At 62.4% G+C, this 14,333-nt stretch carries 13 protein-coding genes and 1 riboswitch; of the genes, 3 read left to right on the forward strand and 10 right to left on the reverse strand.

Annotated elements, in window-relative coordinates:
• Window positions 1-2: 2 nt before the first annotated feature.
• The 5 genes from ACQZ5H_RS06795 to ACQZ5H_RS06815 form a co-directional block, all read right to left on the reverse strand.
• Complete coding sequence (locus ACQZ5H_RS06795) at window positions 3-656, reverse strand: glutathione S-transferase family protein (protein ID WP_449097123.1); 654 nt, start codon at window positions 654-656, stop codon at window positions 3-5.
• Between the two features lie 98 nt (window positions 657-754).
• Window positions 755-1,372, reverse strand: coding sequence for an ABC-type transport auxiliary lipoprotein family protein (locus ACQZ5H_RS06800; protein WP_199629526.1), 618 nt, complete (start codon window positions 1,370-1,372; stop codon window positions 755-757).
• A gap of 26 nt (window positions 1,373-1,398) precedes the next feature.
• A complete protein-coding gene (locus ACQZ5H_RS06805) occupies window positions 1,399-2,769 on the reverse strand; it encodes an MlaD family protein (protein WP_112716565.1) in 1,371 nt (456 codons plus the stop codon).
• A gap of 9 nt (window positions 2,770-2,778) precedes the next feature.
• Window positions 2,779-3,627, reverse strand: a complete 849-nt coding sequence (locus ACQZ5H_RS06810; RefSeq protein ID WP_449097124.1) for an ABC transporter ATP-binding protein — start codon at window positions 3,625-3,627, stop codon at window positions 2,779-2,781.
• A gap of 9 nt (window positions 3,628-3,636) precedes the next feature.
• Window positions 3,637-4,818 carry an ABC transporter permease gene (locus tag ACQZ5H_RS06815; protein WP_199629524.1) on the reverse strand — a complete coding sequence of 394 codons (1,182 nt, stop codon included), beginning with the start codon at window positions 4,816-4,818 and terminating at the stop codon, window positions 3,637-3,639.
• Between the two features lie 84 nt (window positions 4,819-4,902).
• On the opposite strand from ACQZ5H_RS06815, the gene dgcA reads away from it, so the two are divergent.
• Complete coding sequence (gene dgcA / locus ACQZ5H_RS06820) at window positions 4,903-5,886, forward strand: N-acetyl-D-Glu racemase DgcA (RefSeq protein WP_449097125.1); 984 nt, start codon at window positions 4,903-4,905, stop codon at window positions 5,884-5,886.
• Here the strand turns inward: dgcA and ACQZ5H_RS06825 are convergent.
• Both ACQZ5H_RS06825 and ACQZ5H_RS06830 read right to left on the reverse strand, forming a co-directional pair.
• The gene (locus tag ACQZ5H_RS06825; RefSeq protein ID WP_449097126.1) at window positions 5,838-7,058 is read right to left on the reverse strand and encodes an MFS transporter; all 1,221 of its coding nucleotides are present in this window, start codon (window positions 7,056-7,058) and stop codon (window positions 5,838-5,840) included. The two genes, dgcA and ACQZ5H_RS06825, sit on opposite strands and share 49 nt — an antisense overlap.
• A 150-nt stretch (window positions 7,059-7,208) precedes the next feature.
• Window positions 7,209-8,012: a UDP-2,3-diacylglucosamine diphosphatase gene (locus ACQZ5H_RS06830; RefSeq protein WP_449097127.1), complete on the reverse strand. Its 804-nt coding sequence runs from the start codon at window positions 8,010-8,012 to the stop codon at window positions 7,209-7,211.
• A gap of 213 nt (window positions 8,013-8,225) precedes the next feature.
• Here ACQZ5H_RS06830 and ACQZ5H_RS06835 point away from each other — a divergent pair, with 213 nt between their 5' ends.
• Window positions 8,226-10,538 carry an NADP-dependent malic enzyme gene (locus ACQZ5H_RS06835; RefSeq protein WP_112716575.1) on the forward strand — a complete coding sequence of 771 codons (2,313 nt, stop codon included), beginning with the start codon at window positions 8,226-8,228 and terminating at the stop codon, window positions 10,536-10,538.
• A 126-nt stretch (window positions 10,539-10,664) separates the two neighbouring features.
• Entirely contained in the window at window positions 10,665-11,762 is a 1,098-nt protein-coding gene (locus ACQZ5H_RS06840; protein ID WP_449097128.1) for a DUF2865 domain-containing protein, read from the forward strand.
• A 27-nt stretch (window positions 11,763-11,789) separates the two neighbouring features.
• Here ACQZ5H_RS06840 and bluB read toward each other — a convergent pair whose 3' ends face one another.
• From bluB to ACQZ5H_RS06855, 3 genes are all read right to left on the reverse strand, one after another.
• On the reverse strand, window positions 11,790-12,473 hold the full coding sequence (bluB, locus tag ACQZ5H_RS06845) for a 5,6-dimethylbenzimidazole synthase (protein WP_449097129.1): 684 nt from the start codon (window positions 12,471-12,473) through the stop codon (window positions 11,790-11,792).
• A 43-nt stretch (window positions 12,474-12,516) separates the two neighbouring features.
• Window positions 12,517-12,698, reverse strand: a riboswitch (cobalamin riboswitch).
• A gap of 17 nt (window positions 12,699-12,715) precedes the next feature.
• Window positions 12,716-13,546: a TolB family protein gene (locus ACQZ5H_RS06850; protein ID WP_449097130.1), complete on the reverse strand. Its 831-nt coding sequence runs from the start codon at window positions 13,544-13,546 to the stop codon at window positions 12,716-12,718.
• Between the two features lie 30 nt (window positions 13,547-13,576).
• The gene (locus ACQZ5H_RS06855) at window positions 13,577-14,290 is read right to left on the reverse strand and encodes an NYN domain-containing protein (protein ID WP_449097131.1); all 714 of its coding nucleotides are present in this window, start codon (window positions 14,288-14,290) and stop codon (window positions 13,577-13,579) included.
• Window positions 14,291-14,333 lie beyond the last annotated feature (43 nt).

The raw sequence follows: 14,333 nt of genomic DNA on the forward strand, positions 1-14,333 counted from the left end.
CGCTACGCCGGCTGCTTCACATCGGCAGCCGCGAAATGCGCCAGCTGGTCCGCATGGGCCTTCGCGAAGGCCGGTCTTGCCGTCGCCCGCTTCACATAGGCACGGCAGGCCGCAAAAGCTGACAATCCATCGAAACGATCGACAAGGCGCAACACATCCGCCATCAGGATATCAGCGACGGAGAACCGTCCGGCCAGCCACTCGCGGGCTGCAAGCACCGGCTCCATATGCTTCAGCCTCGCCTTCAGGAAGGAATCCAGGCTCTTCCAGGCCGGTGTATCGCCATCCTGCCCGGAGAAGATCATGATCGTCCAGGGCAGGCTTGCCGCCTCGACCGAGTTCAGCGCCGCAAACAGCCACTCCAGCGCCTCGCTGCGGCCCTTGTCGTCGCCCGGCATCAGCGCCTCGCTCTTGTTGCCGAGATGGAGCAGGATCGCGCCGCTTTCGAAGATCGAGAGTTCGCCGTCCGTCAGCCACGGCACCTGACCGAACGGCTGGTGCGCGAAATGCTGCGCGTCACGCTTGGCAAAGGGTATGCCCGCGACGCGATAGGGCAATCCCGCCTCCTCCAGCGCCCAGCGCACGCGGATGTCGCGTACATAGCCGCGCGGCAGATCGGGAACCCAGTCGAAGGTGGTCAGGACGAGGCCGGTCATTCTCTGTCTCCTTGCTATCGGTTTAGCAAAGGACGTCCCGGCACTTCATGTTCCGACACCGGCGGGTGATTTTTCTCGTTCTCCGCCGATATCCCGTATCAGATGGACTGCAGCGTCCAGTCGACGATCTGCGTCGTGACCGCGGAGAAGGACCGGTCGAGCGCCTTGACCATGCCATCGGCCGCTCCGCCGCCAGCCGGAACCGCGGCGCGGAATACCTTCTGCGCACGCACCGTGCCGTTACGGTCGTTGATGATCTTCGCGGAGATCTCGACGACGGCCTGGCTGCCCTTGCTGCTGTCGATTTCGAAGGCGCGGATATCGGTCACGACCTGATAGTCGATCGCCAGACCCTGCCCGGGCTTGCCGACGCCGCCGAGCTTGCCGGAATTCTCATAGGCTTCGACCAGCTTCGACTGCACCATGCGGGGCAGCTTGTCGCTCCACTGCGAGCGGGCCAGATACTGGATTTCGGAAGGCGAAACGCGCACCACGATCTGTTCGCTGTTCAGCGCCTGCAGCGCCGTCGGCTCCGGCACCAGAATCTGGCTGCGCTTGGCGGCCGGGCCAGCTCCATCGGCCATCGCAGCCGAGAGATCATAGGTGTCGTTCTTGGCGCCCGTGCCGCAGCCGGCAAGGGTCAGCGCCACCAGCGGCAGCGCGAAGGCTGCTCTCGCCAGCAATGAACGGCGCGCCAACAGATGCGATACGGCCATATTACGCTTCCCCTGCTTTCCCCAGATCAACGGCGTGTCCGGCCGTCATATTGCTTCACCGTATCGCCACCGAAGATCAGGCGCTGCGGGTTCTTGTCGAAATTGCTGATCGCGTCGTTGAGGTTCTGCACCGTGCTGCGCGTATCGTTGACCAGCGACTGCACGTCACGCAGACCACCGCTCGAGAATTTCTGCAGATTGTCGGCGATCGGCCCGATGCGGGCATTCAGGTTGTCGGCAACCTTCTTGAAGGATTCCAGCGTGTCGCGCGCCTCGGCAAACAGCGACTGCGAATTGTCGGTGCCGAGCAGCGCATCGAGCTTGATCAGGATGCCGTCGACGCGCGTCGAAGCCGAATTCAGTTTGTTCGCCATCTGCGAGACGTCCTGAATCGTCTGGTTGATGTCCTTCTGATGCGACGAAACCGTATTGGCAACGTCGCGGATCGATGCGACGGCAACGCGCGCATCCTTGGTCGCCTGCGAGATATCGTCGACCGTGCCCTTCAGCTTCTGCGGATCGATCTGCGCAATCAGCGTATCGACGCGATCGAGCGCCACCTGCGCCTTCTTGCCGACATCGTTGAAGGTCGTTGCCGTCTGGTCGAACTTGTCGATCGCGCCCTTCAGGCCGCCGGATGCATCGGCAACGTCCTTGCTGACCTTCTCCGCGTTGGCGAGGATTGTATCGATCTTCTTGGCATCGACGGCCTTGACCAGCGCCTCGACGGCGGCAAGCGTCGAATCCACTTTACCGGAGACATTGCGGACGGTCTCGGAAAGCTGGCCGACACTCTGCAGGAAGCTGTCGATATTGCCGGAATTCTTGGCGAGCGCGTCCGAGAAGGTCTCGGCGTTCTGCAGCGTCTTGGTCAGCGGTCCGCGCGCATCCTGCACGAAGCCCTGTACCTGCCCGACCGCATCATTGGCGCGGTCGAGGATCTTGTCGGCAGTCGCCAGAAGGTTCGTCACGCTCGACTGATCGGCGACGATGACGGCGCGCTTGCCGCTGTCGATCGACTTCTGCAGGATGTTCTCCTCGCCGACCTTGCCGCCCGACATTTCGATATAGGCAGCACCCGTCAGGCCCTGGATTTCAAGGATCGCCTTGGTCGAGGGATAGATCGGCGCATCGACGCGCACTTCGGTGAAGGCCAGCGAATATTGCGGATCGTCGGCATCGATCGACAGCGACTTGACCGAGCCGACCTGGATACCGTTGAAGCGCACCGGCGAACCGACGCTGAGGCCGTTTGCCGATCCCGGAATGCGCACGACGAGCTCGGCCATCGGGCCGCTGCGGCCGTATTCCGCCATCCAGTAGACGAAGCCGAACGCCGCTGCGATCACCAGAACGGTGAAGATGCCGACAATCGTGTAGTTCGCTTTGGTTTCCATCGTCTCCGGTCACTTCCCGCGGCTGTCGTGACTGCCCGCGCGCCCGGCGCCGGCAGTCTCTTCCTGCGGCACGATCGAGCGTGCGCGCTTGCCCTTGAAATAGGACTGAACCCACGGATCGTCGTAGGCCAGCATGTCGTCGATCGTCCCTTCCACCATTACCCGCTTCTTTCCGAGCACGGCAATACGGTCACAGACGGAAAACAGGCTGTCGAGATCGTGGGTCACCATGTAGACGGTGAGGCCCAGCGTATCGCGCAGCCTGGCAATGAGGTCGTCGAATTCGGCAGCGCCGATCGGGTCGAGGCCCGATGTCGGCTCGTCCAGAAAGACGAGATCCGGGTCGAGCGCCAGAGCGCGAGCAAGTGCGGCGCGCTTGATCATGCCGCCCGAAAGCTCCGAGGGATATTTGTCGGCCGCATCGGCCGCGAGGCCGACGAGCTTGATCTTCAGATGTGCGAGCTCGTCCATCAGCGATTTCGGCAGATCCAGATATTCGCGCATCGGCACCTGGATGTTTTCCTTCACCGTCAGCGACGAAAACAGTGCACCCTGCTGGAACAGAACGCCGAGGCGCATGTCGAGCGAGTTGCGCTCGCTCTCATTCAGCTCGTCGAAATTCTGGCCGAGGATCTCGATGGTGCCCGACTGGCGCGGCAACAGGCGCAGGATCGTGCGCATCAGCACCGATTTGCCGGTACCGGACGCGCCGACGAAACCGAGGATCTCGCCGCGGTAGATATCGAGATTGAGATTGTCGAGCACGATCTTCGAGCCGAAGCCGACGGTGACGTCGCGCGCCGAAAGCACGATGTCCCGCTCCTTCTCACTACTCGTTTCGTTTTCCTGACCGTTCACGCTCAAACCCTAGAAATTGATGGCCGCATAGAAGATGGCAAACATGCCGTCCATGAGGATGACAACGAAGATCGCCTTCACGACTGCGGCCGTCACGTGCTGGCCGAGCGATTCGGCACTACCGCCGACCTTAAGCCCTTCCACGGCCGCGACAATCCCGATGACGAGAGCCATGAACGGTGCCTTGATCATGCCGGCAAGCACGGTCGACAGCGTCACTGCCTCATGCAGGCGCGACAGGAAGGTCGCGAAGGTGATGCCGGAATAGGCCCAGGCAACGGTTGCGGCGCCCAGCAGCGAAGCGAAATTGGCAAGCACGGTCAGAAGCGGCAGCGCCACTGTCAACGCCACCAGCCGCGGAAAGATCAGCACGCCGACCGGGTTCAGACCCATGACCTTCAGCGCGTCCACTTCCTCGCGCATCTTCATCGAGCCGATTTCGGCGGTGATCGCGCTGCCCGAACGGCCGGCGATCATGATCGCGGTCAGCAGCACGCCGATTTCACGAAGCTGCAGAATGCCGACGAGGTCGACGACGAAGACTTCCGCGCCGAAATAGCGAAGCTGGAACGCGCCCTGCTGCGCGATGATCGCGCCAATCAGGAAGGACATCAGCAGGATGATCGGCGTCGCGCGGACGCCCATGTGATCGATCTGGTTGACGATAGACGCCGGCGACACACCGGAACCGCGGCCGAACTTCATCTGCGCACCGCGCACGGCAGAGCCCAGGATGTACATGGCGGCGGAGAAATTATCCCAGAGATCGAAGGTCATCTTGCCAACGGGCGCGAAGACACGCTCCAGCAACGGCTTCTGCTTCGGCGTCTCGGTCTCCTGCTTCTCCGGCTTGCGGGAGAATTCTTCGATCATCTCGTCGATATGCTGATTGGTGCCCTCGAAATGCACCTGCCGCCCGGCCGCTTCCTCCTGCATCTTCAGGCGCACCAGCAGCCAGACACCCGCCGTATCGATATCGGTGACATCGGAAAGGTCGAGCGTCAGGTCGCCGTCGTTCTGCGGCAGCTTGTCGAAATCCTTGATGACGGTATGAATATTGGCGCTGCGCCAATTGCCTTCCAGACGGACCATCCGCCCGTTGCCATTGGCTTGGTCGTCCACGTGGAGTGAGGCGGCTTTGCTGGGCTCGGGCTTCAAAATGCTTGTGTCTTTCAGGGCTTGCGGCGACATTGCCGACTCGCGAAGCATCGCTCACGCCCGGCGGGTTAATATACCCAAGACCCACAGAATTTCCATGCTTGCAGGATTGCAAATATGCCACGGTCCCTCGAAATCCAAATGAATTCATTCCCGATCGCGGGCACCTTCACCATCTCGCGGGGCGCAAAAACCTCCGCCGAGGTGATCTCGGTGACATTGCGCCAAAATGGCGGGCAAGGATGGGGCGAATGCGTGCCCTACCGCCGCTACGGCGAGACGATGGAAAGTGTCCAGGCACAGATCGAAGCCGCCCGGCCGCTGATCGAATCAGGAATTTCGCGCGAAGACCTGCTCTCGGCGATGGCCCCGGGTGCCGCCCGCAACGCCGTGGATTGTGCGCTTTGGGATCTCGAATCGAAACTCTCGGGCACCAGCGTCGCAACCCGCATCGACGTGACGGCGCCAAAAGCGCTCACCACCGCCTACACGATATCGCTCGGCGAGCCCGACGTGATGGCGGCGCAGGCCGGCGAACATGCCGGACGCGCACTGCTGAAGGTCAAGGTCGGCACCGGCGATGACGAAAGCCGCATCCGCGCCGTGCGTGCAGCAGCCCCCAATGCGGCGATCATCCTCGACGCCAACGAAGGCTGGCCGGAAGCGGCACTCGAGCATCACCTGAAAATCTCAGCCGAAATGAACATCGCCCTCGTCGAGCAGCCGCTGCCGGCAGGCAAGGACGAGATGCTGGCCGTGATCAACCGCCCCGTCATCGTCTGCGCCGACGAAAGCGTTCACCACACCGGCGATCTCGCCAGCCTGCGCGACCGCTACGACGCGATCAACATCAAGCTCGACAAGACCGGTGGCCTGACGGAGGCGCTGGCGATGAAGCGCGAGGCGCAACGGCTGGGCTTCCAGATCATGCTCGGCTGCATGGTCGGCACCTCGCTGGCGATGGCGCCCGCCGTGCTGTTGGCGCAGGATGCCGAATTCGTTGATCTCGACGGCCCGCTCCTGCTCGCCAGAGACCGGGAACCCGGCCTGCGTTACGAAGCTTCCCTGGTCTTCCCGCCGGAAGGAGAGCTCTGGGGCTGAAGGTAATAGGCAACGAAGACCAGCGTCATGCCGATCGCGGCGACCAGCGCCATCACGTAGTAGCTGGCAAGGCCGAGCCAGGCATAGAGATAGCCTGACGCCAGCGTCATCAGGCCCATGAACATGCCGTTATAGAAGAAATAGGCGCCCTGCGCCGAGGATTCCTGCGTTGCCTGCACCGAGGCAACGATCCGCCGCTGCACGCCGGTATGGACGAAGGCATAGGTGCAGGAATGGAAGCACTGCAGGAAGAAAAAGCCTGCGAAACTCCAATGCATCGGAAACAGCACCCAGCGGCAGATGCACATGGCGCAGCCGATGCGGATCAGCGTCCAGGCATTGAAGCGGCGGTTCAGGTGTTTGGAGATGAAGAACACCATCACCTCGGATGCCACGCCGGCACTCCAGAGAATGCCGACCTGCGTCCCCGAAAAGCCGAGCTGGTGCCAGTAGATCGAGGCGAAGGCATAGAGCAGCGCGTGGCTGGACTGCTGGATCGCCACACCCCAGAGCAGCACGAGAAGATGCGGCTGGCGGAGCGAACTCCCGGTCGCCTGCTGCAGATCGACGGGTACGTTGCGCCGCCGCGTCGGGCCGATGCGCGGACAATAGATCGCCATCGCCATCGTCGTCGCAAAGCCGAAAATCATCACGGGCAGCACCATGTTGCCGCCCCAGACACCGATCATTTCGCCGCCGATCATCGTCGAGACGATGAAGGCGATCGAGCCCCAGACGCGCATCGAGCCGTAATCCAGGCCCCAGCGGCGCACGCCGGAAATAACGATCGATTCGACGATCGGCACATAGGGCGCGAAGGTGGCGCCCTGGATGCTGTAGACGATCAGGACCGGCCAGAATGTCGTCGTCCAGTAGAGCGCAATCGCCGTCAGCAGCGACAGCCCGCCCGACCACAGGAGAACGTCGGCGCGCTCCTCCATGCGGTCGGCGTACATGGCAACGATGGGCGCCACGAGCACGCGCACCACCATCGGCACGGCAAGGATGACGCCGATTTCGTGATCGGTGAATTTGTGAACCGCAAGCCAGACGGGGAAGAACGGAAGAGCGACACCGTTGACGATCAGCGGGGCGCAGTAAGACAGGGCGCTGAGCAGCCGGAAACGCGGCGGAGCCCCCTCATCGACAGAGGCATTCTGGGCGGGAATCATGGTGGACCTGCAGGAAACTGTGCGTTGCCTAACACATCAACCTAGGGGCGACTATGGCGAGAAATAGCCCATTTGAAACGTTTTAAAAAATAAATAGGGCCGTTGCCCGGAGGCAACGGCTAAAGGTCTTGCAATATGGCGGGTTGAAAATCAGGCAGCTTGCGGAGCGCGCTCGGGCTGGTGCGTCAGCTTCAGCGTGACAGGCTCGGTGCTGGCAATGGCATTCCAGGTGATCAGCTCGAACGTGCCGTCCTCATGCTCGGCAATCGCCGTGCAGCTCTCGACCCAGTCGCCGGTATTGATGTAGCGCACGCCGTCCATCTCCTCGATGACGGCATGGTGGATGTGGCCGCAGATGACGCCATCGGCGCCGCACTTGCGGGCCTCGTCGGCGACGACGCGCTGGAACTCGCCGATGAAGTTGACGGCATGCTTGACCTGCAGCTTCGCCCAGGCCGAGAACGACCAGTAGGGCATGCCCATGCGGCGGCGGATGGCGGCCAGCACGATGTTGATGCGGATCGCCATGTCGTAGGCCCAGTCGCCGAGATAGGCGAGCAGGCGGGCGTTGCGAACGACGACGTCGAATTCGTCGCCGTGCAGCACCAGGTATTTCTTGCCGTCCGCGCCTTCATGCATCATCCGCTCGGCAACTTCGATGCCGCCGAAATGCATGCCGGGGAAGTCGCGCAGAAACTCGTCGTGATTGCCGGGGATGTAGACGACGCGGGTGCCCTTGCGCGCCTGGCGCAGCAGCTTCTGGACCACGTCGTTGCAGACCTGCGGCCAGTACCAGCTGCGCTTCAGCCGCCAGCCATCAACGATATCGCCGACGAGCACGATCGTATCGGCCTCGTGGTAACGCAGAAAATCGATCAGAAAATCGGCCTTGGCAGCCTTCGAACCAAGATGCACATCGGAAATGAAGAGCGTACGGAAGTGGCGCGTATCCATAATATCCTTCACAGGCTTCCTGCCCATGCCCCATCGTTCATCTGGCCTTCCAAAACCAGACTCGTGTTTCAGGAAGATGACAGCGCGGTTGTTTGACGCATGGCGCGGGCATAAGAGTTTTCCGCTTTTGAGCTCAAATTCTCACTGTCCAGCCACGCCGATTGTTGTATGGAGAAGTCTTCAAACGACATGACTGCGGCATTGGAGAAGGCAATGGATAATCAGGACAAATCCAAGACGGAGAAGAACCTGACAGGCGGAACTCTCGACGAACAGGCGCTGTTCTTCCACCGCTATCCCCGCCCCGGAAAGCTCGAAATTCAGGCAACCAAGCCGCTCGGCAACCAGCGCGACCTGGCGCTCGCCTATTCGCCGGGCGTCGCCGCCCCCTGCCTGGCAATCCGCGATGATCCGGAAACCGCTGCCGACTATACCTCGCGCGCCAACCTGGTCGCCGTCATCTCCAACGGCACCGCCGTTCTCGGCCTCGGCAATATCGGCCCGCTGGCGTCCAAGCCGGTCATGGAAGGCAAGGCCGTCCTCTTCAAGAAATTCGCCAATATCGACGTCTTCGATATCGAGGTCGATGCCTCGACCGTCGAGCAGATGGTCTCGACCGTCGCCTCGTTGGAGCCGACCTTCGGCGGCATTAACCTCGAAGACATCAAGGCGCCCGAATGTTTCGAGATCGAGCAGCAGCTGCGCGCGAAGATGCGCATCCCTGTCTTTCATGACGACCAGCACGGCACCGCGATCATTGTCGCCGCCGCGATCCTGAACGGCCTGGAACTGGCCGGCAAGTCGATCAGCAACGTCAAAATCGTCACGTCAGGCGCAGGTGCCGCCGCCCTCGCCTGTCTCAACCTGCTCGTCGAGCTCGGCGCCAAGCGCGAGAACATCTGGGTCCACGACATCGAAGGCCTCGTCTATCAGGACCGCAACGTCTTGATGGACCAGTGGAAGGCCGTCTATGCGCAGAAGAGCGACACCCGCACGCTCGCCGAAAACATCGGCGGTGCCGATGTCTTCCTCGGCCTCTCCGCTGCCGGCGTCCTGAAGCCGGAACTGCTTGAGCAGATGGCCGAAAAGCCGCTGATCATGGCGCTCGCCAACCCGACGCCGGAGATCATGCCGGAACTCGCCCGCGCCGCCCGCCCGGATGCGATGATCTGCACCGGACGTTCGGACTTCCCGAACCAGGTCAACAACGTTCTCTGCTTCCCCTTCATCTTCCGCGGCGCGCTGGATTGCGGCGCCGAGGAGATCAACGAAGCCATGAAGATGGCAGCCGTCCGCGCCATCGCCGGCCTCGCCCGCGAGGAGCCGTCGGATGTCGCCGCCCGCGCCTATTCCGGCGAGACGCCGGTCTTTGGGCCGAACTACCTGATCCCGTCGCCCTTCGACCCGCGCCTCATTCTGCGCATCGCGCCCGCAGTCGCGAAGGCCGCGGCAGAAAGCGGCGTGGCGCGCCGTCCGATCACCGATTTCGACGCCTATCTCGACCAGCTGAACCGCTTCGTCTTCCGCTCCGGCTTCGTCATGAAGCCGATCTTCACGGCCGCCAAGGCTGCCGAGAAAAAGCGGGTCATCTTCTCTGAAGGTGAAGACGAGCGCGTGCTGCGCGCCGCCCAGGTGCTGATCGAAGAAGGCATTGCCGAACCGATCCTGATCGGCCGTCCGCAGGTCATCGAGACCCGCCTGCAGCGCTACGGCCTGCGTATCCGTCCGCTCGCCGATTTCGCCGTCATCAACCCGGAAGACGATCCGCGCTTCCGCGAATATGTCGATCTCTATCTGTCGCTGGTCGGCCGCCGCGGCGTCATTCCGGAAGCGGCGCGCACCATCGTGCGTACCAACACCACCGTCATCGGTGCGCTGGCGCTTCGCCGCGGCGAAGCCGATGCGCTGATCTGCGGCCTTGAAGGACGCTACGAAAAGCATCTGCGCGACGTTCGCCAGATCATCGGCAAGCGCAAGGATGTCCGTGACTTCTCGGCGCTCAGCCTGCTGATCTCGCAGCGCGGCGCGACGTTCTTCACCGATACCTACGTGACGTTCAATCCGAGCGCCGAAGAAGTGGCGGAATCGGCGGTTCTCGCCGCCGAGGAAATCAAGCGCTTCGGCATCACGCCGCGCGCCGCCCTCGTCTCGCATTCCAACTTCGGCTCGCGCGAAAGCGAGAGCGCCACGAAGATGCGCGGCGCCCTGCAGCTGATCCGCGATGCAGCGCCCGATCTCGAAGTCGATGGCGAAATGCATGGCGAAAGCGCGATTGCCGACGAGATCCGCAAGCGCGTCATGCCCTCCACGACGCTGCACGGCGAAGCCAATCTTCTGGTCTTCCCGAACCTCGATGCGGCCAACATCACGCTCGGCGTCGTTAAGTCGATGACCGACGGCCTGCATGTCGGCCCGATCCTGCTCGGCACGGCGCTCCCGGCTCATATCCTGGCACCGTCGGTCACATCGCGCGGCGTCGTCAACATGGCGGCTCTCGCCGTCGTCGAGGCACAGCAGCCGGCGTGAATTTGCGGTCGATCGGAAAAATGCGTTAGAATTCCTTCGTTAGCTTGTTAACGGAAGGCAGCTAGACAGAATGGATGCGGCAAATGCCCTGCCGCTTCCGGTTTGACTATGCTGCGGGATGATACCGTGAAACGCCGAAGCCTGACCCTTGCCCTTTTCCTTGCAGCTGCCGCGCCCGCGGCGGCGCAGACGAGTGCGATCTGCGAGGATCTGCGCGGCCGCCTTGCCGACCTGCCGCAGGTGATCGGCAACGGCCCGGAAATCCGCCAATATGCGAGCGCGATAGCCGAGCAGAACCTAGAGCTCCGCAAGCTGCGCAACGACCTGCGCAGCAACGGCTGCAGCGTCGACAGCATGGTCGTCATCGGCGGCGAGAATGCCGGCTACTGCAGCGACCTGCAGGAATCCGAAGCGCGGATGATCGACAACATCCACTACCTCCAGGACCGCCGCAACCAGCTGCGCGAATCCGGCGGCAGCGATATCAACGAACGCCGCCAGCTGATGGCCGCCCTCGACGACAACGGCTGCAACGACGATTCCGGCTATCAGCCTGACCAACGCGCCTACGAGCCAGCACCAAGCACTGAAGAACAGGCGATGCGCGGCGATACCTTCATCCCGCTCGGCAACGGCGAGGAAGGCAACACGCAATATGGCGTGCCGCGCGGCGAGATGATGTCGCATGTCAGCACCATGTGCGTGCGCACCTGCGACGGCGGCTTCTTCCCGATCAGCACCAACGCCACCTCGATCGATTTCGGCCGCGATGCCTCGACCTGCTCGAAAATGTGCCCCGGCATCGAGACCGAGCTCTTCTATCAGGATGTTTCGAACACCGACGCCGCCAACATGATCTCGGCCGCAACGGGCGCCCGTTACAGCGCGATGCCGAACGCCTTCGCCTACAAGAACCGCGCTCCCGGCGAAAAGTCGTCCTGCACCTGCAATCTGACCGCCTATTACGAGCAAATGCGAAAGAACCAGACCGTAAGCGAACCGCCGCCGAAGGGCTCGATCACCACGATCACCACCAAGCCTGCAGCCACGGCATCTCAAACGCCGGCTGCACCGCAGCCACAGATCCCGGACCGGCCCTATGAGCCGCAAAATAGCAAGGTCCGCCAGGTCGGCCCGCAATTCCTCGCAGGCGACCAGGGCAGCATCGATCTGAAGAACCCGGCAACATCAGGCCCGCAGCCGCAGCAGCAACAGCAGAACTAACCGGCATAGACTGAACGTCGACCGGCCCTAGCGGCGGCCCCAGCCGTCGCGGAAGACCAGCTCCTCGAGTGGCAGCCGCTGCCGCCAGCCTTTGACGGCGAGTTCCGGCTCCCGGTAGAGCTCGTCGACATAGCCGACGCAGAGCCAGGCCACGATCTCGATATGCGCGGGCACGCCGAGGATCTCCTTGAGCTCACTTTCATGGAAGATGCTGACCCAACCGACGCCGACGCCTTCGGCCCGCGCAGCAAGCCACAGGTTCTGCACGGCACAAACGGTCGAATAGCTGTCCATCCGCGGATTATGCGTACGCCCCAGCACCACCTCGCCGCTGCGCGAGGGATCGCAGGTGATGCAGAGGCCGAGCGGTGCCTTGAGGATGCCTTCGAGCTTCAGCGACCGGTAGGTCGCCTGCCGCTCGCCATCGAACATCCCGGCCGCCTCATGGTTGGCGCGATCGAACGCCTCCCATACCCGCCGGCGCACGGCCGCATCATCGACGACGATAAAATTCCACGGCTGCATGAAGCCGACAGAGGGCGCATGATGCGCGGCCGCAAGCAGCCGCATCTGCACATCCTCGGGTACCGGATCCGGCAGGAACTGGTCGCGCACATCGCGCCTGGTCATGATCGCCCGGTAGACGGCATCGCGCTCGTCACCGGAAAAAGCGGATGCGCGCTGCAGCGCATCCCCGCTCAAGGGTCGCATCGTCAAATCCCCAACAACGCAACCGACCCGCCGTCCGCGCGGGATCAGTCTATGATGCCAGGCCGGTCTTCTGACTTGGCATCATCCGCCCGCCGCAGCCTTCCCGGTTTTAACCAGTGGCATGATGCGGCAGGCGTCAGCCTTACAGCGTTGGGCACGTTCCGGTCTTTCACCGGATTCCCGATTCTCCCGTCGATGGCGGGCACCTGACGGGAACCTCTTGCCCGTTTTACCGGCGCGCTTCAAGTGGCCGGGAAATAGCGCACATAGGCAAACTCATCACCATCCGGTGACCAGCAGGGAACATTGATCGTGCCCTGCCCGCCGAAAAGCTCGAACAGCGTGGTCAAATTGCCGCCGTCCATATCCATCAGCCGCAGCCTGACATGCAGGTCGCGCGGGTGATCGAAGACGTCAGGATCGTAGGAGAGGATCAGCACCTTGTCGTTGGCAGGTGCCGGATGCGCAAACCAGTTGCCGTAATTGTCGTGGGTCACCTGCTCCAGCCCGGTTCCATCGGGGTGAACGCGCCAGATCTGCATCAGCCCGGTGCGGCTGGAATTGAAATAGATCCACTGCCCGTCGAAGGAATAGTCCGGCCCGTCATTGCGCCCCTCCCCATGCGTCAGCCGCCGCTCTGCGCCGCCATCGACCGCTATTGTGTAGATGTCGAAGACGTCGTCGCGGATACCGCAATAGGCCAATTCCTTGCCGTCGGGCGACCAGCCGTGCCAGTAGGACGGAAGATTGGTCGTCACCTGCTTCGGCGCCCCGCCTTCTGCTGAAAGCGTGTAGATGCAGGATTTGCCATATTCCGTCTTGTCGGAAATCACATAGTGCCTGCCATCGGGCGAAATGCCGTGATCGTTGTTGCAGGCCGCGGCAAAGCCGGTGTCGACCTGCCTCAGCCCGCCCTCACCATCCGGCGACAAGCGGTAGAGCAGACCGTCGCCGTTCAGAAGCAGATAGCGCCCGTCAGGCGAAAAGTTCGGCGCCTCGATCAGCTGCTCCGTCTGGAAAACCACCCGGCTCTTGGCCGTACGGATATTGTAGATCTCGACCGAACTGCGCATGCATGCCTCCCACATTGTGCGGCGGTCCGGCTATCCGCCGTTCCGCTTCATCCTGATTTGCATGCGGTTTGTGCCATGCATCTGTGTCTCGATAAAGTCGCATCGCTTCAAAAGCGAACTGAGGTTCGGAGCACCGAAATGCTGTGCTTTGAAGTCCGGATAGACCTGCCGCAGCAGGGTGCCGAGCTCGGCGATATCGAGCCAGCCTTCCTCCCTCAGCTTCGCCGTCTGCAGCGCCTGCGCGATATAGGGCCGGATGCTGGGCGATGGCTGCAGCGCCACGACCTTCGCCAGCGCCGGAAGACTTGCGGGCGCCTCCAGGAGACGCAGCTCGAAGAAATCGTCGAACGACTCGCGCAGCAGCCTGGAAGCATTCGGCGCACCAAGCCCGATCGCCTGCTTGCCGCGCATCCGGATACGCGCCGCCAGATGGCCGAGGTCACGATCACTGCTGGCGATGCAGAAAAGATCGATTGCCGAAGCTCCGAGATATTCCATCGCATCGACGGCAAGCAGGATATCCGCGCCATTCTTCCCCGACTGGGAGCTGACCGCCGTCTGCAGGCTGAGCGCATGCTTTCCGGCAGCAGCGATCCACGGCTGCGCAGCCTCGCGCGTGAAGTCGCCATAGGCACGCCGCTCGATCAGACGTCCGTAGCCGGAGGCGATGTCGATGATCTCGCCCGCCGAGCGCGCCGGCAGGTTTTCGGTATCGATGAAGACGGCGACTTTCGTATCACGCACGATCAGGACCTCCCGCATTTCTGACGATAGAAACGCGGGAAGA

Source organism: Rhizobium sp. 21-4511-3d (assembly GCF_053522545.1).